The organism is Pseudomonas sp. GM48 (assembly GCF_000282335.1).
In the GTDB taxonomy this organism is placed as follows: domain Bacteria; phylum Pseudomonadota; class Gammaproteobacteria; order Pseudomonadales; family Pseudomonadaceae; genus Aquipseudomonas.
In genome coordinates, this window is the sequence record NZ_AKJM01000059.1 from 58,394 (window position 1) to 80,749 (window position 22,356).

At 59.8% G+C, this 22,356-nt stretch carries 19 protein-coding genes and 1 pseudogene; 11 read left to right on the top strand and 9 right to left on the bottom strand.

Translation table 11 applies throughout. The features are described 5' to 3' along the window. Positions 1 to 50: 50 nt before the first annotated feature. From PMI28_RS17355 to PMI28_RS17335, 5 genes are all read right to left on the bottom strand, one after another. On the bottom strand, positions 51 to 545 hold the full coding sequence (locus PMI28_RS17355) for a CS1 type fimbrial major subunit (protein ID WP_007985758.1): 495 nt from the start codon (positions 543 to 545) through the stop codon (positions 51 to 53). Between the two features lie 47 nt (positions 546 to 592). Then, positions 593 to 1,336, bottom strand: a complete 744-nt coding sequence (locus PMI28_RS17350; RefSeq protein ID WP_007985760.1) for a hypothetical protein — start codon at positions 1,334 to 1,336, stop codon at positions 593 to 595. Between the two features lie 59 nt (positions 1,337 to 1,395). Further along, positions 1,396 to 2,652, bottom strand: a complete 1,257-nt coding sequence (locus tag PMI28_RS17345; RefSeq protein ID WP_007985762.1) for a hypothetical protein — start codon at positions 2,650 to 2,652, stop codon at positions 1,396 to 1,398. Between the two features lie 33 nt (positions 2,653 to 2,685). Further along, complete coding sequence (locus PMI28_RS17340) at positions 2,686 to 5,208, bottom strand: TcfC E-set like domain-containing protein (protein ID WP_007985765.1); 2,523 nt, start codon at positions 5,206 to 5,208, stop codon at positions 2,686 to 2,688. A gap of 110 nt (positions 5,209 to 5,318) precedes the next feature. Beyond that, positions 5,319 to 5,810 carry a CS1 type fimbrial major subunit gene (locus PMI28_RS17335; protein WP_007985767.1) on the bottom strand — a complete coding sequence of 164 codons (492 nt, stop codon included), beginning with the start codon at positions 5,808 to 5,810 and terminating at the stop codon, positions 5,319 to 5,321. Positions 5,811 to 6,326: 516 nt separating this feature from the next. Here PMI28_RS17335 and PMI28_RS17330 point away from each other — a divergent pair. Continuing rightward, entirely contained in the window at positions 6,327 to 6,902 is a 576-nt protein-coding gene (locus PMI28_RS17330) for a PadR family transcriptional regulator (RefSeq protein WP_007985769.1), read from the top strand. After that, positions 6,899 to 7,684, top strand: coding sequence for a siderophore-interacting protein (locus tag PMI28_RS17325; RefSeq protein ID WP_007985770.1), 786 nt, complete (start codon positions 6,899 to 6,901; stop codon positions 7,682 to 7,684). The genes PMI28_RS17330 and PMI28_RS17325 overlap by 4 nt, the downstream gene beginning before the upstream one ends. 150 nt (positions 7,685 to 7,834) lie before the next feature. On the opposite strand, the gene PMI28_RS17320 is transcribed toward PMI28_RS17325, so the two are convergent. Both PMI28_RS17320 and PMI28_RS17315 read right to left on the bottom strand, forming a co-directional pair. Then, positions 7,835 to 8,476, bottom strand: coding sequence for a Pr6Pr family membrane protein (locus tag PMI28_RS17320; RefSeq protein WP_007985771.1), 642 nt, complete (start codon positions 8,474 to 8,476; stop codon positions 7,835 to 7,837). Between the two features lie 2 nt (positions 8,477 to 8,478). Then, positions 8,479 to 8,709: a VF530 family DNA-binding protein gene (locus PMI28_RS17315; protein WP_007985772.1), complete on the bottom strand. Its 231-nt coding sequence runs from the start codon at positions 8,707 to 8,709 to the stop codon at positions 8,479 to 8,481. A 342-nt stretch (positions 8,710 to 9,051) separates the two neighbouring features. Here PMI28_RS17315 and PMI28_RS17310 point away from each other — a divergent pair, with 342 nt between their 5' ends. The 8 genes and pseudogenes from PMI28_RS17310 (at position 9,052) to cmoB (ending at position 18,955) form a co-directional block, all read left to right on the top strand. Next, on the top strand, positions 9,052 to 10,434 hold the full coding sequence (locus PMI28_RS17310) for a carbohydrate porin (protein ID WP_033063251.1): 1,383 nt from the start codon (positions 9,052 to 9,054) through the stop codon (positions 10,432 to 10,434). Between the two features lie 38 nt (positions 10,435 to 10,472). Continuing rightward, positions 10,473 to 10,550, top strand: a pseudogene (locus PMI28_RS31045) (outer membrane lipoprotein carrier protein LolA); the annotation flags it as partial. 73 nt (positions 10,551 to 10,623) lie between these two features. After that, the gene (locus tag PMI28_RS17305) at positions 10,624 to 13,035 is read left to right on the top strand and encodes a glucose/quinate/shikimate family membrane-bound PQQ-dependent dehydrogenase (RefSeq protein WP_007985781.1); all 2,412 of its coding nucleotides are present in this window, start codon (positions 10,624 to 10,626) and stop codon (positions 13,033 to 13,035) included. 301 nt (positions 13,036 to 13,336) lie between these two features. Next, positions 13,337 to 15,754, top strand: coding sequence for an endopeptidase La (gene lon / locus PMI28_RS17300; protein WP_007985783.1), 2,418 nt, complete (start codon positions 13,337 to 13,339; stop codon positions 15,752 to 15,754). Between the two features lie 218 nt (positions 15,755 to 15,972). Further along, positions 15,973 to 16,365, top strand: coding sequence for a protease inhibitor I42 family protein (locus PMI28_RS17295; RefSeq protein ID WP_007985784.1), 393 nt, complete (start codon positions 15,973 to 15,975; stop codon positions 16,363 to 16,365). A 2-nt stretch (positions 16,366 to 16,367) separates the two neighbouring features. Continuing rightward, positions 16,368 to 17,003: a lysoplasmalogenase gene (locus tag PMI28_RS17290; protein ID WP_007985786.1), complete on the top strand. Its 636-nt coding sequence runs from the start codon at positions 16,368 to 16,370 to the stop codon at positions 17,001 to 17,003. A 219-nt stretch (positions 17,004 to 17,222) separates the two neighbouring features. Next, positions 17,223 to 18,002, top strand: coding sequence for a carboxy-S-adenosyl-L-methionine synthase CmoA (cmoA, locus tag PMI28_RS17285; RefSeq protein ID WP_007985794.1), 780 nt, complete (start codon positions 17,223 to 17,225; stop codon positions 18,000 to 18,002). Continuing rightward, on the top strand, positions 17,999 to 18,955 hold the full coding sequence (cmoB, locus tag PMI28_RS17280; protein ID WP_007985796.1) for a tRNA 5-methoxyuridine(34)/uridine 5-oxyacetic acid(34) synthase CmoB: 957 nt from the start codon (positions 17,999 to 18,001) through the stop codon (positions 18,953 to 18,955). The genes cmoA and cmoB overlap by 4 nt, the downstream gene beginning before the upstream one ends. A 119-nt stretch (positions 18,956 to 19,074) precedes the next feature. On the opposite strand, the gene tadA is transcribed toward cmoB, so the two are convergent. Together tadA and PMI28_RS17270 are read right to left on the bottom strand one after the other, a co-directional pair. Further along, positions 19,075 to 19,572 carry a tRNA adenosine(34) deaminase TadA gene (gene tadA / locus PMI28_RS17275; protein ID WP_007985798.1) on the bottom strand — a complete coding sequence of 166 codons (498 nt, stop codon included), beginning with the start codon at positions 19,570 to 19,572 and terminating at the stop codon, positions 19,075 to 19,077. Further along, positions 19,572 to 20,948 (bottom strand): multicopper oxidase family protein, encoded by a 1,377-nt coding sequence (locus PMI28_RS17270; protein WP_007985800.1) that lies wholly within the window; start codon positions 20,946 to 20,948, stop codon positions 19,572 to 19,574. Before PMI28_RS17270 ends, tadA begins: the two co-directional genes overlap by 1 nt. A gap of 256 nt (positions 20,949 to 21,204) precedes the next feature. Here PMI28_RS17270 and PMI28_RS17265 point away from each other — a divergent pair. After that, positions 21,205 to 22,356: dermonecrotic toxin domain-containing protein (locus PMI28_RS17265; RefSeq protein ID WP_007985807.1), on the top strand; the 1,152-nt coding region annotated here is incomplete at its 3' end.

The window sequence follows — 22,356 nt, forward strand, 5'->3', positions numbered from 1 at the left end:
ATGCGATGGATATTGCTGCCACTCCTGTGGCGTCATTTTTATCCCAATGCTCAGGGCGCCGCCGCACTGAACACCAACAACACATTGCCGTAAAAGTTGCCCGGTTTGTAACCACCGGACGGAACTGTCGGTTCGATGTCCAGCCGCACCCGGCTGCCGGTCATGGCGTCCTGTGCCGAGACCACTTGCCGGGGCTGGGTGTCGTGACTCAACTCCTGACCGTTGAAGCTGACGCGCAGGTATATATTCTCAGCATCGTTGCCGTTGGATATATAAGGTTCGCTCTCCAGCCGCGCTTCAATCGCGCTGGTGTCGTGCTTGACGTCGAAATACTTGCGCAAACCGCCCAATGTCGAGGTGTGAGGATTCCACGGCAATCTCTGCTCGCGATGAATCCAGTCCGTTTCTGCTGGTATCACGTAAAACGCCAAGGTGGGGATGTTCACCGAAATTTCGAACTCATGCTCTTCCCGCGCCGCGAACACCTGGGAACTCATCAGCGTCGCGGCACCCAACGATGCCGCGATAGCCCATTGCTTGATCATGTCTGGTACCTGTTCATCAAAGAAAACCGTAGCCACATGGATCGGTGCTAGCGGCTGGCAATGCGCATGGTTTTTTTGGCCTGGCCTTCAATCAGCTGAAAGCGGTACTCACGACCGGGCTTTTTCTCGAACTGGAAACTTTTCCCCGCGAGGATGTGGTGCTTGGTCGTCGGCTCGCATTCCGTCTCTTCCTTCAGCGAACAGTTCTTGAACTCGTCGACCACCACCACGCTGTTCCCGTTGTTACGAATGCTGTAGGTGCCAGTGCCATCATCGATCACGCTGTCGAAACGGGTGTTCTTGGGCCGCACGAAGAACACCGTGCCAAACCCGGCCATGACGTTGACCCCCGCCGACAGGTTCTTTTTGTAGGTGTCGCGCTCTTCCTCGGAGACGGCGAACTCGTCTTCCTTTTCCGGCACCACGGGCACGAAGCGCACCCGGAAGTACCGCTCGGTGTCACGTTCGCCCATGTACAACAGACGCGAACCCTGCATGCCGTTGGCCGGCACGATCAACCGCGCGGGGCTGGCCATCAACCCGTCGCGGGCGCTGGCGTCGGCCTGGTTCTTGACGGGCACTTCGCGGGGCGTGCCATCATCGTCATAGATGATTTCCAGAATGTTGACCTTGACGAACGCGGTGCTGTCGCCACCGTTGAACACCCGCTTCAGGTAGGTGCTTTTATCGCCATCCAGATAGTCGTAGACCGTCCCGACATTGATGTTGGGCCCCGCCTGAATCGCCAGGGAAAACCCGCCCAGACCTATCAGTACAAGCAGACGCTTCATAACCTTGAACCTCATGACATTGGATACAACGCTGGCTCGATAACTCGATAAACAGCCCATCAGACTTCCGAATCCCAGATCACCGTGGCAGTCCCGACGTAGTCGCCGGCCTCGCCGGGGCGGACCATGAGATCCATGTAAATGGGGTCAATTTCAAAGTGCAGAACACCGGGGGCCCGGTCCACATAGAAAGCGGGTTGAAACTGTGGCGGGTTCAAATTTGCCGGGATTAATTGCAGTCGCTTGACTGGTTGCCCGGTTAGGTCCGTCAAGCCGTCAGGCAGGCTGACTCTGATATTCACATTTGCGTTGCGTCCCGTAAGACGATCTCTAATCTGACAGCCCTGAAACCCGACAACGTTGCACTGCAGGATCATTTTGAACCGCGACGACGCGGAGATATTGAAGGTCTGGTCACGGAACAACCGCACCGGTTTGCGCCCGTTTTGCAGCCAGTTTTGCCAGCCGCCCTCTGGCAGCAGTTCAACTTTGTTGCCGCCGGGAGGAATATCGACTTTGAGGGTGTGTTGCACGTCGAGATTGAAGTTCAAGGTCAACGTCGAACTGCTCGGCAGCATGACGTCACCCATATCAAAATCGCCGCCAGGGCCGACGGTGTAGGTCAGTGCCCCAACGTACTGTCCCGTTTTCATTCCCAAGGGGTTCGGGGTTTCAAGCTCATAGGCAAAGTCCAGGTACTCGAAGCGCAGCCATGGCACATCGAACTTTGCCTGTTTTGCGCATTCGCCTTGCGAGGGTGTTTTCCAGAAGAACTTGTAAGATATGTTGGTGAGCAGACCTACCCCGCTGTAAAGGCATGGCGCGGGCGCGTAAACCCAGCTCGCCCCCCATAAAAGACCATGGGCAAGTGTGTAGTTATCAGCGCCCCCCACCAGCTGCATTACGTCCTGAGTCACGTACCTGGACCCGATGCCGACAATCCGGACCCTTACCGTCTCCGGTTCGTGGGTACTTTCGTGGTAGACCGTGAGGTCCCGCCATTGCGAGGGCACTGTGAGCATGGCGCCGCTACGTGGGGAAGAATGATTGGCAGTAATAGGAGCGCTGGAGTTGAACTCGATCGGGACCTGCAGACTGAACATCTGGTTACTGGTGCATTCGGCTGGAAAATCCGCACAGTAGCCACTGGGCCGCGTTGTATTTTCAAATTTGTTTTGATGAGGCCGCGCAGGGTCAGGCTTGAATAGAGCGGTGATGGATACCGACTCCGCCTCCGCCGATTGTTGAACGCCGATAATCAAAAAACTGACGATCGAAAGCGCAAGAAACTTGCCGTACCGCCTTTTATGAGCCATGGGTTTATAGTCCGAAAGTTAATGTCTGCGGCATCAGCCCGCTGTTTCAGCCGCAAAGTTTGCGTCCGCCAAAGTGTCCGGGCTGCAGCGCAGGTCACCGATCATCAGCACGTCGTTTTCACTGCGGTACTTGCCCGTGTCGAGGCGGAACTGACACAGCAATTGATCGGCGAAACGCACCTCGAGGGTCGGCGAGCCAGCGTTCATCTCCATGGAGAAGAACCCGTCGACTTCACTCACTCCACGGCTGGCGTGGTTGATCACGTGATGGCCTTTGAGCGGACGGCCTTGTGGGTCGAGCAAACGACCGAGCACGGTCAGGGTTTTCATCACGCGCACCTTGCGATACTCCACCCCGCCCTTGTTCAGGTGATAACGGGTGCGCGCCGGTTCGATGGTTGCCGCCGGGACGTGATTGCCTTCGAAGTCGAAGCTCACCGAACTGTTCTTGTAAGCGGTGATGGGGATGAAATTACGCCCTGGCCGCAACGCGGCGCTGCCGCCGCTCAAGTCATCGGCTCGCAGGGCAATCCCGTCGATGTCGGACTCGACGTCGACGATCATTCCGGCACCGCGCCCCTGAGGCTGGCTGGTCATCACTATTTGTTGGCCGCCGATGGCGACAGTGCTGTCCAGGTTCAGGCCACCGGTGAAGTTGCCGTTGTAAGAGGAGCGCTGAACAAACCCGTCGCCCCTGACCGAGTCTGTACTGAAGTTCGCCAGGCTCGACAAGCCGACGCCATAGGTGTCGGTGAGCGCCGTGACCGAGACGCTCTGCAGCACGTGGTCCTGCAAATCCTTGCGGTACCCCAGCGAAGCGTTGGTGTCACGGCTGCCGTCACGGGCCGTGCGCGAGCCGAGGCTGCCGGATATTTGTTGGCCCGGCGCACCCAGCGCGAGGTTGACGCTCAGGTCGACCCCACGATTGCGATCATTGCCGCTGCTGTAACTGCCGGGGCGATCGAACAATGACAAGCGCCATTGCGCATCACTGCCAAACAGCTCGCCGCGTTGCGTCCAGCCCAGGTCCACGCCAACGCCTTCGGTGTTGCCGTCGCTGTGAGACACCCGCGCGTTGACCGAACTTTTACGGCTGATGCGGTGGTTCAGGGCAAGGGATGAATTGCTGGTCTGCCCGATGAACACATTGCGTTGCCGCACCCGCGTGCCGTCTGGCAGGGTGTCGTAGATATAGGTGGTATCGAGCCAGCTGCGGCTGTGGCTGACCACCAGACTGCCGGCGCCATAATTGTAAAGGCCTTGCAGGTCCAGCCCGGTGCCGTGGTCTTCGGTCTGATAGACGTTGGCGTACAGGCTGGTGCTGTTGGCCAGGGTCCAATCGATGGAACTGCCGTACTGCAGTTTCTCGCGTACCTGGCGCAACGACAGTCCTAGAATGGCCCTGGGGTGCAGCAGGTAGTTGATCGACGCGCCCGCCGTTGCGTCGCCGCTGGCCTGCTGATCCCAGTTGCTGAGGAGTTTGCGCTCCTCTCCGGCAAACAGGTTGTAGCGCCAGCGCTCATCGAGGTTGCGCCAGTTGTTCGGCTTGTACACCAGCTCCTGGGTCGTGGAGGTGATCTGACCGTCCTCGATCAGGCGCACTTCCACTTCGTAGATACCACCGGGCAATGGTCGGGTGTCGAGGGTCTGTAATCCGGCTGGCACCGATTGAGTGTTGATCAGCAGACCATCGCGATAAATCTCCACTGAAGCCTGGCGGTTGGCGGTGACATAGATCGGATAGACGCTCGGTTTGGGGCTGTCGATGGCCAGGCTGTCGGAACTGCCGAACATCAGACCTACAGCGGTATCGGGGCTGGTGCCGAAGGTACGCGGCTGACGGGTCAGGCCTTCGGAATTGGGGGTAAAGAAACCCAGGCGGAAAAAGCTGCCTTCCAATTCACGTTGAGTGTGGAGTTCGTGGATGGCGTAATAAAGCTTGTCATCCGGCCCACCCAGACGCGCCAGTTGCGTGTTGAACGTCTGGGTCCAGTTGCCCAGGCTGCCACTGGCTTCAAGGCCAAAACGACCACCCAGGTCCTGATCCTGGCCACCATTGAGATTGAGCTGATTGCGTACCATCAGGCCACTGCTGCCGCCCTCGGGCTGGTCGTAGTAGCGCTTGGCTTCGGTGTCGCGTTCGGCGTTTTCAGTACCGATGGACACCAATGAATTTTGCAGGTTGTAGTGGATCGCCTGCATTTGTTCCGGACACGTACCTGTGCAGGGGCCAAGGGCCACGCCCGACTTCAGGTAAGTTGCCCAAGTGTCACGTTCGACGGCACCAATGTTACTGTCACTGGTGTCGGTGAATTCAAGTAAGGTAATACGATCATCGCGAGACAATATAATCATGGCCTCGCCCAGTGGCTGCTGATCAAGTTCAACCCGCACCGCCAATGGCACATCAAAGAAGTGCTCTTCGAAGTCCGCCGGCAAACCTTTGGCCTGAGACAGCAAACTCCTCGGTGTATTAGCAACAGTCGCGGGTGATGCAAATGCACTACTACACAGCAGCAACGCAAGCGCAGCCGCGATGGGCGTCATCGGGAACATGAACACGTACTCTAATTACCAATAAATTGAAGCCCGTTCGGTAAATAAATGTATTTACCGAACGGTTGCGTTACTTGGACAAGTAAGCGTTTCAGGGTCTTGCGTGTCGCTTAGAGTGCTACAGGCGGAACGGCGTCATAAACGATGGCAACGGTGCCGGTGTAGTCGCCCGCAGGATGGTCGATACCCACCGCGCTGATGTTGATCGGGGCGCGATAGTTCACATCGGACTCTTGTTCACCCACGATCATCTGCGGCGTATTGGTGAGCGCAATGCCATTGACCGCGACGACCAGATCAATGACGTTTGCACCGCCGTAGAGCCGCGGCGTGCCTTCGACGCTGGCGTGTACCGAACCATTGTTGTTGCGTATATCGAGCTGGCTGGCCACAGGCGTCAGGGTGTTGGAGCCAACGCGCGGGCTCATGTCCTGATCCTTGTTGACCAGGTCCGGATCGACAGGCGTCACGTAGAAGCCGTTTTCCGGCACGGTGGCGACCAGACTGATGGAGTGTCGCGCTTCCCCGGCGGCAAAAGCCATGGAGGAGCTCAGCGCCAGAATGGCCAGTGGAGCAGTCATCGCGATTTTCTTGAACATCATTTAATACCTGTCTTCTTATCTAAGGATTGGCTCATTGAAGTTCTTGAGCCCTGATGTCGACTGCATAGCCGCAGGGTGTTTTTTTCTGAACTTTCAACGCCGGCAGATATTCAAGTAATTCCCAATGAATGTAAGCAGGAAAGCTCTGACGAAGTTGTAGCCATGTTGCCACAGCGCTAGTGTGAAAAAACCTGATTCAATAAAATAATCAAAGAATAGCTGTAAGAGGCGGACTACAAAATATGAAGATCACGATGTTCACCACGCGTCTACCGGCATGCAACTTCTGTAGGACTAATACTACACCTCCCACAACTAAAGGCCGATATCACTACATTAGAGAGTTAACACTAATTACTCAGAATTAACAGCTGATTGAAATTGAAACCGACAGATTTTTGCCCTCTTCGGATTGACTTCCTCGCCAGAAAAGGAGGAACCGTTGGTCAGAAGCCTTTGCACCCGCCATAAGATATATCTTAAGTTGTATCTAAACATGACGAGAGAAAGCAAAAAATGAGAGACCATCATTCCCCCCATCGCGAACACGGCGATGGCCGTGACGGCTTCGAGAAACGTCCCGGTCGCGAACGCGGTGGTCGCGGCCCGCGAGTGTTCGCCCCCGGCGACCTGAAATTGCTGCTGTTGGCGTTGATCGCCGAACAGCCCTGCCACGGCTACGACCTGATCCGCCAGATCGAAGGCATGTTCGACGGCGCCTACAGCCCCAGCCCCGGGGTGATCTATCCGACCCTGACGTTTCTGGAAGAAAGCGAAATGATCCAGGGCGACGCCGAAGGCGGGAAAAAGCGCTATAGCGTGACGGATGCCGGACGCCAGTCCCTGACCGAGCAAGCCGTCGCCCTTGAAGGTGTGCGGGTGCGCATCGATGTCAGCAAACGCTCGCTGCGTGGCCATGATCGCCCGGCGGAAATCCACGAAGCGGTGCACAACCTGCGCCACGCCCTGCAACTGCACCATGGCCGCTGGAGTCCGGAAGAAATCCAGCGCGTCGCCACCCTGCTCAACAACACCGCCAAGGCCATCGTCGACGGCCCTGCTGTTCAAGCTGCCCCGGAGAAAACCGAATGACTGAAGTCCAGACCCCAATCATTCACCGTGTCATGCACGAGATCAAACGCCGTCGCCTGGAAGTGCTGCGGGTGGTCGACCTGACCCCGCGCATGCGCCGGATTACCCTGGGCGGGCCCGAGCTGGCTGGCTTTATCAGCCTGGGGACGGACGACCACGTCAAACTGCTGTTCCCGCAGAACGCCGAGCAAGCGGCCGCGCTGGAAACCCTGGTGCTGGGCGCCGGCAAGGCCAACGGTCCGTTGCCTGAAATGCGCGACTACACCCCGCGCCGCTATGACCCCGACACGCTGGAACTGGACATCGACTTCGTGCTCCATGGCGACGGCCCTGCCTCGACCTGGGCCGAACAGGCCCAACCCGGGCAGTTCCTGCACATCGGCGGGCCCCGGGGTTCGATGATCGTGCCGGACATCTTCGACAGCTATCTGCTGATCGGCGATGAAACAGCCCTGCCCGCCATCGCCCGACGCCTCGAAGGGCTCGCGGCCAATCGGCGTGCCCTGGTGATCATCGAAGTGGAGAACGGCAAGGAGCAGCAAGTGCTGCACAGCGCTGCCGAAGTCAATGTGATCTGGGTGCTGCGCGAAGGTGGCAAGGATCATTTGCTGACCACCGTGCGCCAGGTCCGGGTGCCTGCCGGCAGCCTGTACGCGTGGGTGGCGACCGAGAGCAAAGTCTCGCGGCAGATTCGTCGGGTGTTGCTCGATGAGCACGGGCTGGACGAGCAGTTCGTCAAGGCGGTTGGCTACTGGCGGCTGGATGACAGTGACGAGGAGTGACCACCGTACCTGTGGCGAGGGAGCTCGCTCCCGCTCGGCTGCGAAGCAGTCGCAAAATCAGTAACCGAAGTTATCCAGACACAACCCGGTTGCAGGTTTTAGCACTGCTGCGCAGTGCAGCGGGAGCAAGCTCCCTCGCCACAAAAGGGCCTACATTCGAGCACGCCAGCGATCAAGTCCGATCAGCAACAGCGCAATCACCACGAAGCCCGCCAACAATCCCCCGGCATTGATAAACACCTGTGGATAACCCAGCTTATCCACATCCACGAACGGATACGGATACGTCGCCAGCAAATGCCCTCGCAGCAGCGCATAAGCGAAGTACACCTGCGGATAAATCACCCACAACCCGATGTGCCGCAAGCGCAACGTGCCCTTGGGCACACAGCACCACCAATACCCCAGAAACAGCAACGGCATAACGTCGTGCATCAGTTCATCGGCCAGCCATTGCCAACCTTCGGGGTGCCATAAATGGCGCAATAACAGGCTGTACGCGAGGCCGACCACGGCGATGCTCACGGCAACTCCGCTGCTGACCCAAGGCTGCAAGAACCAGCGGCGCGCGGCCGACTCGCGGGATGTCCATTCACAGGTCAGCACGGTCGCCACCAGGGTGTTGCTCAGCACGGTGAAATAGCTGAAAAAGCTCACCAGCCCGCCGATCAGGCTGGCACCCAGCGTCCAGCGTGAATAGAAAATCAGGTACATCTGGATGCTCAATCCCGCCCAGCCGAGCATGGCAGCCACGGCCACAAGACGACGGCGTAACACAGACGGATCGACCATGTTCAAAGCGGTCGTTTGGTGCGCATCAACTTCACATACAGGCGTTCGACCTTCTCCCGCGCCCACGGGGTTTTACGCAGGAACGTCAGGCTCGACTTGATGCTCGGATCGCTCTTGAAGCAGCGGATATCGATGCGCTCGGCCAGCCCCGACCACTCGTAGTGTTCAACCAGCGCGTTGAGGATCTGTTCCAGCGTCACGCCATGCAACGGATCGGTGTTGTGTTCGGTCATGCCGGGCCTTCGAGCAGAGTGGGAATTGGAAGCCGCGCACCTTAGCCGAGGGCTTCGTCGGGGGGAAGCGATCTATCAAATGTAGGTGAACTTGTAGGAGCGAGCTTGCTCGCGATGGTCGTTAACGATAACGCGCACATTCTGGATCAACGCGTTGCTCATAAGTCCATCGCGAGCAAGCTCGCTCCTACAACTGTTACCGAATCCGAAAGGATGCATGTCAGTAAAAGCCCTTTCTCTATTTGTTACAGAACATTATCCTTGCGCCCGCTTTAGCTGAAACGCTTCTGCTAGCCATTTCTTCCGTTTAATCCCCAGAAAAAGATCAAGAATTTCTTCTTTATGCCTGATTTCCAACTTTCGAAAGACAGCGCTGTCTTTAAGCCTGTTGCCTGCCGAAAAACCTTGAACCTGATAGGCGGATTCACCGCTTTGGGCCTTGCCACTTGCGCTCACTCGGCTCCGGCCTTCGATAGCGACTCACCGTGGATGCTCGGCGACTGGAACGGCACTCGTACCGAACTCGCGGAAAAAGGCTACGACTTCAAAGTCGATTACACCGGCGAAATGGGCAGCAACCTGCATGGCGGTCACGACCACGATCGTACGGCCCGCTACAGCGACCAGTTTGCCCTCGGCACTCATTTGGACTTGCAGAAGATCCTCGGCTGGGACGCCGCCGAATTTCAGCTGACCATCACCGAACGCAGCGGCAACAACATCAGCAACGACCGCATCAACGATCCGCGTGTCGGCGGCTTTACCTCGGCCCAGGAAGTCTGGGGCCGTGGCCAGACCTGGCGCCTGACGCAGATGTGGTATCAGCAGAAATTCTTCGACCAGAAACTCGACATCAAGGCCGGCCGTTTCGGTGAAGGCGAAGACTTCAACAGCTTCCCCTGCGACTTCCAGAACCTGGCGTTCTGCGGCTCCCAGGTCGGCAACTGGGCGGGCGACATCTGGTACAACTGGCCGGTCAGCCAGTGGGCGCTGCGGGTCAAATATCATCTGACGCCGCAGTTGTACGCGCAGGTCGGCGCGTATGAGCAAAACTCGTCGAACCTGGATCGCGGCAACGGTTTCAAGCTCAGCGGCAGCGGCACCCAGGGCGCGGTCCTGCCGGTGGAGCTGGTGTGGACGCCGAAACTCAACGGCCTGCCGGGCGAGTACCGCGCCGGTTACTACTACAGCAGCGCCAGCGCCACCGATGTCTACAAGGACAGCAATGGCCAGCCTGCCGCCCTGAGTGGCGAGGCCTATCGCAGTGCCTCGAGCAAACACGGCGTGTGGCTCGGCATTCAGCAGCAAGTCACCAGCATCGCCAGCGACCACTCCCGCGGCCTGAGCCTGTTCGCCAACGGCACGATGCACGACAAGAAGACCAACGCGATCGACAACTACGTCCAGGCGGGCCTCGTCTACAAAGGCCTGTTCGACGCGCGCGCCAGGGACGACATCGGCTTCGCCATGGCCCGCGTCCACGTCAACCCGGCCTTTCGCAAGAATGCCGAGGCGACCAATCAGGCCCACGCCGTCTTCGACTTCGACGACCCGGCCTTCTTGCCGCCGCAGGACACCGAATACAGCGCCGAACTCTATTACGGCGTGCACGTCACCAACTGGCTGACCGTGCGCCCGAACCTGCAATACATCCGCCACCCCGGTGGCGTGAACCAGGTCGATGACGCGCTGATCGGCGGGATCAAGGTCCAGTCGTCGTTCTAAAAAACACCGCAAACCCTGTAGGAGCGAGCTTGCTCGCGATGGTCGTCAACGATAACGCTGCGAGCCTGACACCCCGCGGCGTTCTCAGGTTTTTCGCGAGCAAGCTCGCTCCTACAACATGCCCGCACAAGATCGTCATCTACAGTGAACTTGCGCGGGACTACTTGAAACGTCACGGAGAACCACACTATGAGCACTGATGGTGCCTTGGGTCGAAGCCGTCTATGGCCGACCCTGCTCGGCATACTGCTTCTGCTAATGGGCCTGGCCATGCTGGCCGGGGGGATCAAGCTGAGCATGCTCGGCGGCTCGCTGTATTACCTGCTGGCCGGTATCGGCATCGCGCTGAGCGGCGTGTTGCTGATCGCGGCCCGCCGTGCCGCGCTGGGCCTGTACGCACTGGTGCTGTTCGCCAGTACTGTTTGGGCGCTGTGGGAAGCCGGCCTCGACTGGTGGCAACTGGTGCCGCGCCTGGCGCTGTGGTTCGCCCTCGGCGTGGTGATGCTGCTGCCGTGGTTCCGTCGTCCATTGCTGATCAACGGCCCTGCTCCTATGGGCACAGGCGCCTTGAGCGTGGCCGTGGTCCTGGCCGGTGCCACCGCCGTAGCCAGCCAGTTCACCCATCCGGGCGAGACCCTCGGCGAGTTGGGTCGTGACTCGGCTGACATGACCAGCACCGCGCCACAAATGCCTGATGGAGACTGGCAGGCCTATGGCCGCAGCGAATTCGGTGACCGCTATTCGCCACTCAAGCAGATCACCCCGGCCAACGTCGGCAAGCTGCAAGAAGCCTGGCGTATCCAGACTGGCGATCTGCCAACCGCCGATGACCCGGTGGAACTGACCAACGAAAACACCCCGCTCAAGGCCAATGGCATGCTCTATGCCTGCACCGCCCACAGCAAAGTGCTGGCGCTGGACCCGGACACCGGCAAGGAACTGTGGCGTTTCGACCCGCAGATCAAGAGCCCGGTGGGCTTCAAGGGCTTCGCCCACATGACCTGCCGTGGCGTGTCGTACTACGACGAAGCGGCCTATGCCAAGTCTGAAAACGCTGCCTCCTCCGTCATCTCTGAAGCCGGCAAAGCCGTCGCCCAGGCTTGCCCGCGTCGTCTGTACCTGCCAACCGCTGATGCACGCCTGATCGCACTCAACGCCGACACCGGCAAGGTCTGCGAAGGTTTCGGTAAAAACGGTGTGGTTGACCTGACTCAAGGCATCGGACCGTTCACCCCGGGTGGCTACTACGCCACCTCGCCGGCAGCGATTACCCGCGACCTGGTGATCATGGGCGGCCACGTTACCGACAATGAGTCGACCAACGAGCCATCCGGCGTGATCCGTGCCTTTGACGTACACGACGGTCATCTGGTGTGGAACTGGGACAGCAACAATCCTGACGCGACCGAACCGCTGCCAGAGGGCGAACACTACAGCCGCAATTCGGCCAACATGTGGTCGCTGGCCAGCGTCGACGAAAAACTCGGCATGGTCTACCTGCCACTGGGCAACCAGACCCCTGACCAGTGGGGCGCAGACCGCACCCCGGGCGCCGAAAAATTCAGTGCCGGCCTGGTCGCGCTGGATCTGGCCACCGGCAAGGTGCGCTGGAACTACCAGTTCACTCACCACGACCTGTGGGACATGGACGTCGGCAGCCAGCCAACCCTGCTGGACATGAAAACCGCCGACGGCATCAAGCCGGCTGTGATCCAACCGACCAAGCAAGGCAGCCTGTACGTACTCGACCGTCGTGACGGCACGCCGATCATCCCGATCAAGGAAATCCCGGTTCCGCAAGGCGCCGTGAAAGGTGACCACACCGCGCCGACCCAGGCCCGTTCGGACCTGAACCTGCTGGCCCCGGAACTGACCGAAAAAGCCATGTGGGGCGCCAGCCCGTTTGACCAGATGCTGTGCCGCATCCAGTTCAAGGAGCTGCGTTACGAAGGTCAGTACACCCCGCCGTCGGAACAGGGCAGCCTGATCTATCCGGGTAACGTCGGTGTCTTCAACTGGGGCGGAGTTTCGGTCGACCCGGTTCGCCAGATGCTGTTCACCAGCCCGAACTACATGGCCTTCGTCTCGAAAATGGTGCCTCGTGCCGAAGTCGCGGCCGGCAGCAAGCGCGAGAGCGAAACCGCGGGCGTGCAACCGAACACGGGCGCACCTTACGCGGTGATCATGCACCCGTTCATGTCGCCGTTCGGCGTACCGTGCCAGGCTCCGGCCTGGGGCTACGTGGCCGGCATCGACCTGACCACAAGCAAAGTCGTGTGGAAACGCAAAAACGGCACCAGCCGCGACAGCTCGCCATTGCCTATCGGCCTGCCACTCGGCGTGCCAAGCATGGGCGGCTCGATGGTCACCGCCGGCGGCGTCGGCTTCCTCAGCGGCACGCTGGATCAATACCTGCGCGCCTATGACGCCAACACCGGCAAGGAACTTTGGAAATCGCGCCTGCCGGCTGGCGGTCAGGCTACGCCGATGACCTACACCGGCAAGGACGGCAAGCAGTACGTGCTGTTGGTCGTCGGTGGCCACGGCTCACTGGGCACCAAAATGGGTGACTATGTGATTGCGTACAAACTGTCCGAGTAAGTTTTAGCGGCAGTCAAAAAAAGGCGACGCCCGTGAGGACGTCGTCTTTTTTTGTCCTCCGCCGAACAACTGTGGGAGCGGGCTTGCTCGCGAATGCGGTGCGCCAGACAACATTTACATCGACTGACACTCCCTCTTCGCGAGCAAGCCCGCTCCCACAATTGACCGCGCGCAGCCATGGTTCAGCTAACCTGTCTCTCTGCTGAACACGCCGTCGAAACACGGCGTTGCAGAAAATGACCGTTGAAACCACCGCCAACCTGCCCCATCTAAGACTCATACCCATTGCGCAGGTGCCCCCATGAGCGACCAGCAGGAATTCCCCGAAGACCCGAGTGAATACGCCGATCCGGAAAACGCCCCACAGCACAAACCTGGCAAAGGCCTGGCCCTGCCCGGCCAGAACCTGCCGGACAAGGTCTACATCATCCCGATTCACAACCGACCGTTCTTCCCGGCCCAGGTGCTGCCGGTCATCGTCAACGAAGCGCCGTGGGCCGAGACCCTGGACCTGGTGGCCAAGTCCGAACACCACTCCCTGGCCCTGTTCTACATGGACACGCCCCAGGATGACCCGCGCCATTTCGACACCTCGGCCCTGCCGCTCTACGGCACCCTGGTCAAGGTGCACCACGCCAGCCGCGAAAACGGCAAGCTGCAGTTCGTCGCCCAGGGCCTGACCCGCGTACGCCTCAAGACCTGGCTCAAGCATCACCGCCCGCCGTATCTGGTGGAAGTCGAATACCCGCACCAACCCACCGAGCCGACCGACGAGGTCAAGGCCTATGGCATGGCACTGATCAATGCGATCAAGGAACTGCTGCCGCTCAACCCGCTGTACAGCGAAGAGCTGAAGAACTACCTCAACCGCTTCAGCCCCAACGATCCATCGCCGCTGACCGACTTCGCTGCCGCCCTCACCTCGGCCACCGGCAGCGAGTTGCAGGAAGTGCTCGACTGCGTGCCGATGCTCAAACGCATGGAAAAAGTCCTGCCGATGCTGCGCAAGGAAGTCGAAGTCGCGCGCCTGCAAAAGGAGATTTCCGCTGAAGTTAACCGAAAGATCGGCGAACATCAGCGCGAGTTCTTCCTCAAGGAGCAACTCAAGGTCATCCAGCAAGAGCTGGGGCTGACCAAGGACGACCGCAGCGCCGACCTTGAACAGTTCGAACAACGACTGACCGGCAAGGTCCTGTCGCCACAAGCGCAGAAGCGCATCGAAGAAGAGATGAACAAGCTGTCGGTGCTGGAAACCGGCTCGCCCGAGTATGCGGTTACCCGCAACTACCTCGACTGGGCGACCTCCGTGCCGTGGGGCGTTTACGGCGAGGACAAACTCGACCTCAAGCACGCACGCAAGGTGCTGGACAAACACCACGCCGGCCTCGACGACATCAAGGACCGCATCCTCGAATTCCTCGCGGTCGGGGCCTACAAAGGCGAGATCAGCGGTTCCATCGTGCTGCTGGTCGGCCCGCCGGGTGTGGGCAAGACCAGCGTCGGCAAATCCATCGCCGAATCCCTGGGCCGGCCATTCTATCGCTTCAGCCTTGGCGGCATGCGCGACGAAGCCGAGATCAAGGGCCACCGCCGCACCTACATCGGCGCACAGCCGGGTAAACTGGTGCAGGCGCTGAAAGACGTCGAAGTGATGAACCCGGTGATCATGCTCGACGAGATCGACAAGATGGGCCAGAGCTACCAGGGCGACCCGGCCTCGGCGCTGCTGGAAACCCTCGATCCGGAGCAGAACGTCGAATTCCTCGACCATTATCTGGACCTGCGTCTGGACCTGTCGAAAGTGCTGTTCGTGTGCACCGCCAACACCCTTGATTCGATCCCTGGCCCGCTGCTGGACCGGATGGAAGTGATTCGCCTGTCGGGCTACATCACCCAGGAAAAAGTCGCCATCGCCAAGCGTCACCTGTGGCCCAAGCAACTGGAAAAAGCCGGTGTCTCCAAAGGCAGCCTGAGCATCAGCGACAGCGCGCTCAAGGCGCTGGTCGACGGTTATGCCCGTGAAGCCGGCGTGCGCCAGCTGGAAAAAAACCTCGGCAAACTGGTGCGCAAAGCGGTGATGAAACTGCTCGACGAGCCGAAAGCCGTGATCAAACTCGGTCCAAAAGATCTCGAAGCTTCACTTGGCAAACCGGTATTCCGTAACGAGCAGGTACTGTCGGGGGTTGGCGTGATCACCGGGCTGGCCTGGACCAGCATGGGCGGCGCGACACTGCCGATCGAAGCCACGCGCATCCACACCCTCAACCGCGGGTTCAAGCTCACCGGGCAACTGGGTGACGTGATGAAAGAGTCGGCGGAAATCGCCTACAGCTACGTCAGCTCGCACTTGAAGTCGTATGGCGGCGATCCGAAATTCTTCGACGAAGCCTTCGTGCACCTGCATGTGCCGGAAGGCGCCACGCCGAAAGACGGCCCGAGCGCCGGCGTGACCATGGCCAGTGCCTTGCTGTCGCTGGCGCGCAACCAGCCGCCGAAGAAGGGCGTGGCCATGACCGGCGAATTGACGTTGACCGGGCATGTACTGCCAATTGGCGGGGTGCGGGAAAAGGTGATTGCAGCGCGGCGGCAGAAGATTTTCGAACTGATTTTGCCGGAAGCGAATCAGGGGAATTTCGAGGAGCTGCCGGAGTATCTGAAGGAAGGGATTACCGTGCACTTTGCCAAACGCTTTGCGGATGTGGCGAAGGTGTTGTTCTGATGCTCATGTAGCGCCTGTACTGCCATCTTCGCGGGCAAGCCCGCTCCCACAGGAAATTGAGTCGGTCACAAAACTTGTGTGCACCCTTCAATCCCTGTGGGAGCGGGCTTGCCCGCGAAGGCGTCAGTCCTGACACCACCGTCCAGGCTGACTGTCACACTTTGTCTCATCTTAAGTTATGCTCGCCGTTCGTCGTGAACGCCGGAGCCCCTGAGCCTATGTCCCTCCTTCGCCTGAGTGTCCCACTCACCCTCGCCTTGCTGGCCGCTTGCGCCACGCAACCTGCACACAACGTGACCGTGGAAAAACAGAGCGAATGCCCGGTGCAGCTCAGCAATGGGCAAAACCTGATCCTGACCCTGCCGAGCAATCCGACCACGGGTTATCGCTGGGCGATCCAGGATTCGGCCGGCGGCGTACTGCACGCCTTGGGGCCGGAGGTTTATCGAAACCCGGAAGATGCCGGCATCGTCGGTGCGGCCGGGGTCTCGACCTGGCGTTTTCAGGCTTTTGCGCCCGGCACGGGGCGTTTGCGCCTGACCTCGCAACAGCCGTGGGCACCGGAAGTGCTGCCGGTGGACTCGTTCGACTGCGCGATCTCGGTTAACTGACCGTGGGCTGGCTGATTCTGGCGCTGATGGGCGCGGTGACCTTTCTTTATGGCCTGAGCGTGCATGCCTCACTGCTGTGTCTGCTGGTCAAGCCGCTGCCGGTGCTGGCCCTGCTCGGTTGGCTGCATGACGCACCGCCCGGCGAATATCGGCGCTGGATCAGCCTGGGCTTGATCTTCTCTTTGCTCGGCGACGTGTTGCTGGCGTGGCCGGGGGACTTGTTCGTGTTTGGCCTGGGCGCATTTCTGGTCGCCCACCTGGCCTATCTGAAAGCCTACCTGAGCGATTGCCGGCGCCTGGCCCCTTTACCCCTGATCATCGCCCTCGGCGTCGGTGCGGTGCTGTTGGGGATTCTGATTGCTCACGGGCTGGGCCCATTGCTGATTCCGGTGATCGTCTACGGCCTGGCGATCAGCGCCATGCTCTGGCGCGCGCTCGCACGGCTCGGCACTGACGTGCCCAAGCGTTCGGCGCTGCTGGCGGCAGGCGGAGCGATGGCGTTTGTGTTCTCCGACAGCGTGATTGGCATCAGCCGTTTTGTGCTGCCATTCGACGCGGCGGCTTATGTGATCATCCTCAGTTACTGGTTGGGGCAATGGGGCATCACTGCCTCGGCGTTCTCCCAAGGCAAACGCTGACCCCTGTGGCGAGGGGGCTTGCCCCCGTTCGGCGGCGCAGCCGTCGTAAACCCTGTTAGTCGGGTGTATCTGTGATTACCCGGTTGAATGGTTTTTGGACTGCTTCGCAGCCCAACGGGGGCAAGCCCCCTCGCCACAAGAGCACTCTCAGCTTTCAAACTGCATCAACCCACCCGCTTTATCAGACAACCCGCGCATCCCCGCGCCAACTTGGCTAAAATGCCGGCCTTTTCCATCTACGCCGCTGGAACCGCCGTGAGCAAAGAATCCGATCGCCTTTTCGCCCAGCCTTTGGCCCAGGTGCCTGACTTCGCCTTTAACGAGGATGTGGTGCGGGTGTTCCCGGACATGATCAAGCGTTCGGTGCCGGGCTATCCGACCATCGTTGAAAACCTTGGCGTGCTCGCCGCGCAGTTCGCCCAGCCCAACAGCGTGCTCTACGACCTCGGTTCGTCGCTGGGAGCCGTGACCCAGGCCCTGCGCCGGCATGTGCGCACCGACGGTTGCCGGGTGATCGCTGTGGATAACTCGACGGCGATGGTCGAACGTTGCCGCGAGTACCTCAACGGCCAGGATTCGATGTTCCAGGAGTTGCTGCCGGTCGAGGTGATCGAAGGCGATATCCTGGCGCTGCAATTCCAGCCGGCCTCAGTGGTGGCGCTGAATTTCACCCTGCAATTCATCGCCCCGGACCAGCGCCTGGCGCTGCTGAGCCGCATCCGCCAGTCGCTGCAGCCCGGTGGAGCGCTGATCCTCTCGGAAAAACTGCGCTTTGAAGACGAGCAGGAACACGCGTTGCTCACCGACCTGCACATCGCCTTCAAGCGCGCCAACGGCTACAGCGAACTGGAAATCGCCCAGAAGCGCAGCGCCATCGAAAACGTCATGAAGCCCGACAGCCTCGAAGAACACCGCGAGCGCCTGCTGGCCGCCGGGTTTTCGAAAGTCGTGCCGTGGTTCCAGTGTCTTAACTTTGCCTCGTTGATTGCCTTGCCATGATTGATCTGTCCCCCCTCGCCCGCCGCCTGGCCGGCACCCCGCTGGCCGATTGGGCCAACACCCTGCAAGGGCAACTCGACAAGAAAATGGAAAAAGGTCATGGCGACCTGGAGCGCTGGCAAAGCGCGCTGGATGCCTTGCCGAAAATCCAGCCGAGCGAAGTCGATTTGCTCAACGGCCTAAAGCTGGACACCGATTGCGACGACGCCACCCGCGCACAGATGCGCACGGCGTTGATGGGATTGTCGCCATGGCGCAAGGGGCCGTTCGACCTGTTCGGCGTGCATGTCGACACCGAATGGCGCTCGGACTGGAAATGGTCGCGGGTCGCTCCGCACCTGAACCTGAAAGGCAAACGCATTCTCGATGTCGGCTGCGGCAACGGCTATTACATGTGGCGCATGCTCGGCGCCGGCGCGGACAGCGTGATCGGTGTCGATCCGAACTGGCTGTTCTTCTGCCAGTTCCAGGCCGTGCAGCGTTACCTGTCCGAGCCCAATGCCTGGCACCTGCCGTTTCCCTTTGAAGACCTGCCACCGAACCTCGAAGGCTTCGACACAGTGTTCTCCATGGGCGTGTTCTATCACCGCCGTTCGCCCATCGAGCACTTGCTGGCGCTGAAGGATTGCCTGGTCAAGGGCGGTGAACTGGTGCTGGAGACACTGGTGGTCGAAGGCGACAAACACCAGGTATTAGTACCGGAAGACCGCTATGCGCAGATGCGCAACGTGTGGTTCCTGCCGTCGGTGCCGGCGCTGGAATTGTGGCTGCGCCGGGCCGGCTTCACCGATGTGAAGTGCGTGGATGTGAGCACTACCACGGTCGAGGAACAGCGCGGGACGGAGTGGATGAAGTATCAGTCGCTGAGCGACTTCCTCGATCCCGAGGATCACAGCAAGACCATCGAAGGGCTGCCGGCGCCAATGCGGGCAGTGATCGTGGCCCGTAAGTAACGGCCACTGAAGATCAAATGTGGGAGCGGGCTTGCTCGCGAAGAGGGAGTGTCAGTTGGCATATAAGTCACTGACACACCGCATTCGCGAGCAAGCCCACTCCCACAATGAGTCCGTGTTTAGTCTGCCGGTTTTGCTCTACGAGCCTTGAAGAATTCGCTGAGCACCGCCCCACATTCTTCCGCCAACACCCCGCCCTCATACAACACCCGGTGATTCAAAAAAACCTGGGTAAAGAACTGCCCCTGGCTCTGCACAATCCCCGCTTTCGGCTCCAGCGCGCCATACACCACCCGCGCAATCCGCGAGTGCACAATCAAACCTGCGCACATGCTGCACGGCTCCAGCGTCACGTACAGCGTGCTGCCCGGCAGGCGATAGTTGCTCACCGCTTGCGCAGCTGCGCGGATCGCGACCATTTCCGCGTGGGCGCTGGGATCGCTGGCGCTGATCGGGCAGTTGAAACCGCGACCGATGATTTCACCGTCCTGCACCAGCACCGCGCCCACCGGCACTTCACCCAGGGCTGCGCCTTGAGCGGCCAGGGCCAGGGCTTCGCGCATGAAGTCGCGGTCACGGCTGCGGTCGATGATCGCGGCGGGTCGAATCTGACGCATCACGCTACCTCGATGGCGGCCATCAGGCCGGTTTCCATGTGATCGATCACATGGCAATGGAACATCCACACGCCCGGGTTATCCGCCACCAGCGCCACTTGTGCGCGCTCGTTCTTGCCCAGCAGGTAGGTGTCGGTGAAATACGGAATCACCTTGTGGCGGTTCGAGGCGATGACTTTGAAGCTCATGCCGTGCAGGTGAATCGGGTGCTGATACTGAGTCATGTTTTTCAATTCGAAAATGTAGCTCTTGCCCTTCTCGAGTTTGGCAATCGGGCGGTCGGCGCAGGTCTTGTCGGTAATGTCCCAGGCCTTGCCGTTAATTTGCCACAGGCTCGGCGGTTTGCCATTGTCGACATTGACCGATACCGAGCCGGCCCATTCAAAATTGAAGTTGAGTTTCTCGGCATTGCTCAGGTCGGGCTCGGCGATCGGGTTGGCCGGCAGCGCAGGCGGCCACTCGGTCGGCGCATCGCTATTGGCCACCGAACGGAACGTGCCCAGGCGCACCGGACCGTTACGCAGGGACAACTCTTCACCGGCCGGCGGGGCCTTGATCGCCAGGCAAATGCGCATACCGGGGCCGAGCCAGTATTCCTTGCCCAGCGGCCGTGGCTCGATGGGGTTGCCGTCCAGCGCATAGATCTGCGCTTCGACGCCGGGAATGTTCAGGCGATAGGTCAATGTGTTGTCGAGGTTGAGCAACCGCACGCGAGTGATCTGCCCGGCGGGCAACTCGATCACTGCCTGCGAGACGCCGTTGATGGTCGACAAGCGCCCCGCCGTGCCGCCCCGGGCGGCTTCCCGAGGAATGCTGAACTCGACGAAATTGCCCACCTCGTCGACATGCCAGCTCTTGAGGCTCAAGGTTTTTTCGTACTTGAAACCGGTCGGCTCGCGTTCTTCGACAATCAGCGGCCCGACCAGCCCGCGACCAAGTTCTTCGCTGCTGTTCACGTGCGGGTGATACCAGTAGCTACCGGCATCAGGCACACGGAATTGGTAGTCGAAATACTCGCCCGGCAGCACCGGAAGCTGCGAGACGAAAGGCACGCCGTCCATTTCCAGCGGCAGGCGGATGCCATGCCAATGGATGGTGGTGGCGACCGGCAAGTGGTTGATGAAACGCACCCGCAGCCACTCGCCCTGACGCGCCCGCAACTCGGTGCCCGGCGCCGACGGGCCGAACGCCCAGGCCTGGGTCTTGTGCCCGGCCACCAGTTCGACGTCCAGCGGCGCCGCGATCAGTTCATAGTCGTGGCCCGCCTCGGCGTCAGCCATTTTGCCCAGCCAGTAACGCGACGCGCCACCGGCTCCCACGCCAACGACAACTAGACCGGCCAGGCCACCGAGTATTTGGCGACGGGTAAAGGACATGAACTCAACTACCTCACAATTCAACGACAGGCCAGCGGCCCGGAAAAGGCGAATACGATACACCTGCAATTGCGAAACAGTAAGGGCGACGTGGCGGATGGACGCAGGGCGGCATCGGGCATGCAGGCTGACCTGGGACGAGGTACGGGGCCTGTCTCTACCCGATATCGCAGCGCAAATGGGCATAATTATGTAGTGCACACGCCTTGAGCGAAGGAGTCATGGTCGACGTCCATTTCTCAAGGATATTGATTGCATGAACTCAACCGAACCCCGCCCGCTGCCCAACGCAGCAGACAAGGCAACACTCAAGGCTATCGCCAACAAGGTCATTCTTGCCTGCCCCGGCCTGCAAGACGTGGCTCACGAGATCGCCAGCGACCTGCTCAAGCAACACGGCATCCCCCATCTCGATCCGGACCACATCTATTTCCACCGGTTCGACGCGGCGCAAAGCAGCACAAAAACGTTCACCGGTTGGGAACACATCCACGCAAAACCCAGCGAATCCACCACCCTGACCCAACTGGTGATCCACCGCTTCCGTGCCACCGATCAGGACAACGCCGACCTGCTGGACCTTTATGGCGGCTTTTACACGGCGGGGCCGGACGCTACGAATTTCAATGAAACGAATGAAGTGCGCCTGCATGGCAATGACGTTTTGAAGTCCTTCTGGGCTATCGACTTCAGCACGTTGTACACCGACAGACTGACGGCCTTCTGGCACGATTCCGGCACCGATTTCCGCACCCTGGCCAAGTGCAATTTCCTCATCAAAGCCGTGCAAGCACGGGACAAACGCCAGTTGAGTGACGAGGATTTTCAGTTCGTTACGCAGCAAGTCATGGGCCCGATCTCCTGGCCCGTCAGCCTGCAATACTTGCAAGCAGAACACCCTGGCACCGACAGCATCCGTACCCTGGATGTTGCCGGCTACGTCGCTACGAACGCCCTTCGCTTTGTCGCACCCAAAGGTCGACAAATTGTTTACCTGCCGGGTGACACCAACGCCTTCCAGGTACTGGAAACCGCTACGGACATGCACTACTGGATATTGCAGCGGATGAACCGAGAAGAAGCGCGTGAGGCGTTCATGACGCACTTTTCCCTGACGGACCGACAGAACATCACCGAAAACATCACTGACCTGATGAATCAACTGGTCAGCACTTGGGGCAAGTACGACCACCACCTGATCAATCAAAAAAACCAGCTCATTCTCGGCGACGCGTTCAGCTGGCTACGCGACTCGACCGAAGCGGCAATGTTCGACGAGGCCGCACTCTCGCTGACCTCCAACAGCGATCTACGCAAAAAACTCTGGATTGGCTACCTCAGCGCTGGCATGAAAATCTTCAGTCCGATGGCCGTCGTCGGCTGGCCGATCGCCCTGCCGGTGATCGGC

What these genes read in the sequence shown, in the direction of transcription:
- PMI28_RS17355 (WP_007985758.1), bottom strand. Translation starts at nt 545, where the DNA reads ATGATCAAGCAATGGGCTATCGCGGCATCGTTGGGTGCCGCGACGCTG.
- PMI28_RS17350 (WP_007985760.1), bottom strand. Translation starts at nt 1,336, where the DNA reads ATGAAGCGTCTGCTTGTACTGATAGGTCTGGGCGGGTTTTCCCTGGCG.
- PMI28_RS17345 (WP_007985762.1), bottom strand. Translation starts at nt 2,652, where the DNA reads ATGGCTCATAAAAGGCGGTACGGCAAGTTTCTTGCGCTTTCGATCGTC.
- PMI28_RS17340 (WP_007985765.1), bottom strand. Translation starts at nt 5,208, where the DNA reads ATGTTCCCGATGACGCCCATCGCGGCTGCGCTTGCGTTGCTGCTGTGT.
- PMI28_RS17335 (WP_007985767.1), bottom strand. Translation starts at nt 5,810, where the DNA reads ATGATGTTCAAGAAAATCGCGATGACTGCTCCACTGGCCATTCTGGCG.
- PMI28_RS17330 (WP_007985769.1), top strand. Translation starts at nt 6,327, where the DNA reads ATGAGAGACCATCATTCCCCCCATCGCGAACACGGCGATGGCCGTGAC.
- PMI28_RS17325 (WP_007985770.1), top strand. Translation starts at nt 6,899, where the DNA reads ATGACTGAAGTCCAGACCCCAATCATTCACCGTGTCATGCACGAGATC.
- PMI28_RS17320 (WP_007985771.1), bottom strand. Translation starts at nt 8,476, where the DNA reads ATGGTCGATCCGTCTGTGTTACGCCGTCGTCTTGTGGCCGTGGCTGCC.
- PMI28_RS17315 (WP_007985772.1), bottom strand. Translation starts at nt 8,709, where the DNA reads ATGACCGAACACAACACCGATCCGTTGCATGGCGTGACGCTGGAACAG.
- PMI28_RS17310 (WP_033063251.1), top strand. Translation starts at nt 9,052, where the DNA reads ATGCCTGATTTCCAACTTTCGAAAGACAGCGCTGTCTTTAAGCCTGTT.
- PMI28_RS17305 (WP_007985781.1), top strand. Translation starts at nt 10,624, where the DNA reads ATGAGCACTGATGGTGCCTTGGGTCGAAGCCGTCTATGGCCGACCCTG.
- lon (WP_007985783.1), top strand. Translation starts at nt 13,337, where the DNA reads ATGAGCGACCAGCAGGAATTCCCCGAAGACCCGAGTGAATACGCCGAT.
- PMI28_RS17295 (WP_007985784.1), top strand. Translation starts at nt 15,973, where the DNA reads ATGTCCCTCCTTCGCCTGAGTGTCCCACTCACCCTCGCCTTGCTGGCC.
- cmoA (WP_007985794.1), top strand. Translation starts at nt 17,223, where the DNA reads ATGCCGGCCTTTTCCATCTACGCCGCTGGAACCGCCGTGAGCAAAGAA.
- cmoB (WP_007985796.1), top strand. Translation starts at nt 17,999, where the DNA reads ATGATTGATCTGTCCCCCCTCGCCCGCCGCCTGGCCGGCACCCCGCTG.
- tadA (WP_007985798.1), bottom strand. Translation starts at nt 19,572, where the DNA reads ATGCGTCAGATTCGACCCGCCGCGATCATCGACCGCAGCCGTGACCGC.
- PMI28_RS17270 (WP_007985800.1), bottom strand. Translation starts at nt 20,948, where the DNA reads ATGTCCTTTACCCGTCGCCAAATACTCGGTGGCCTGGCCGGTCTAGTT.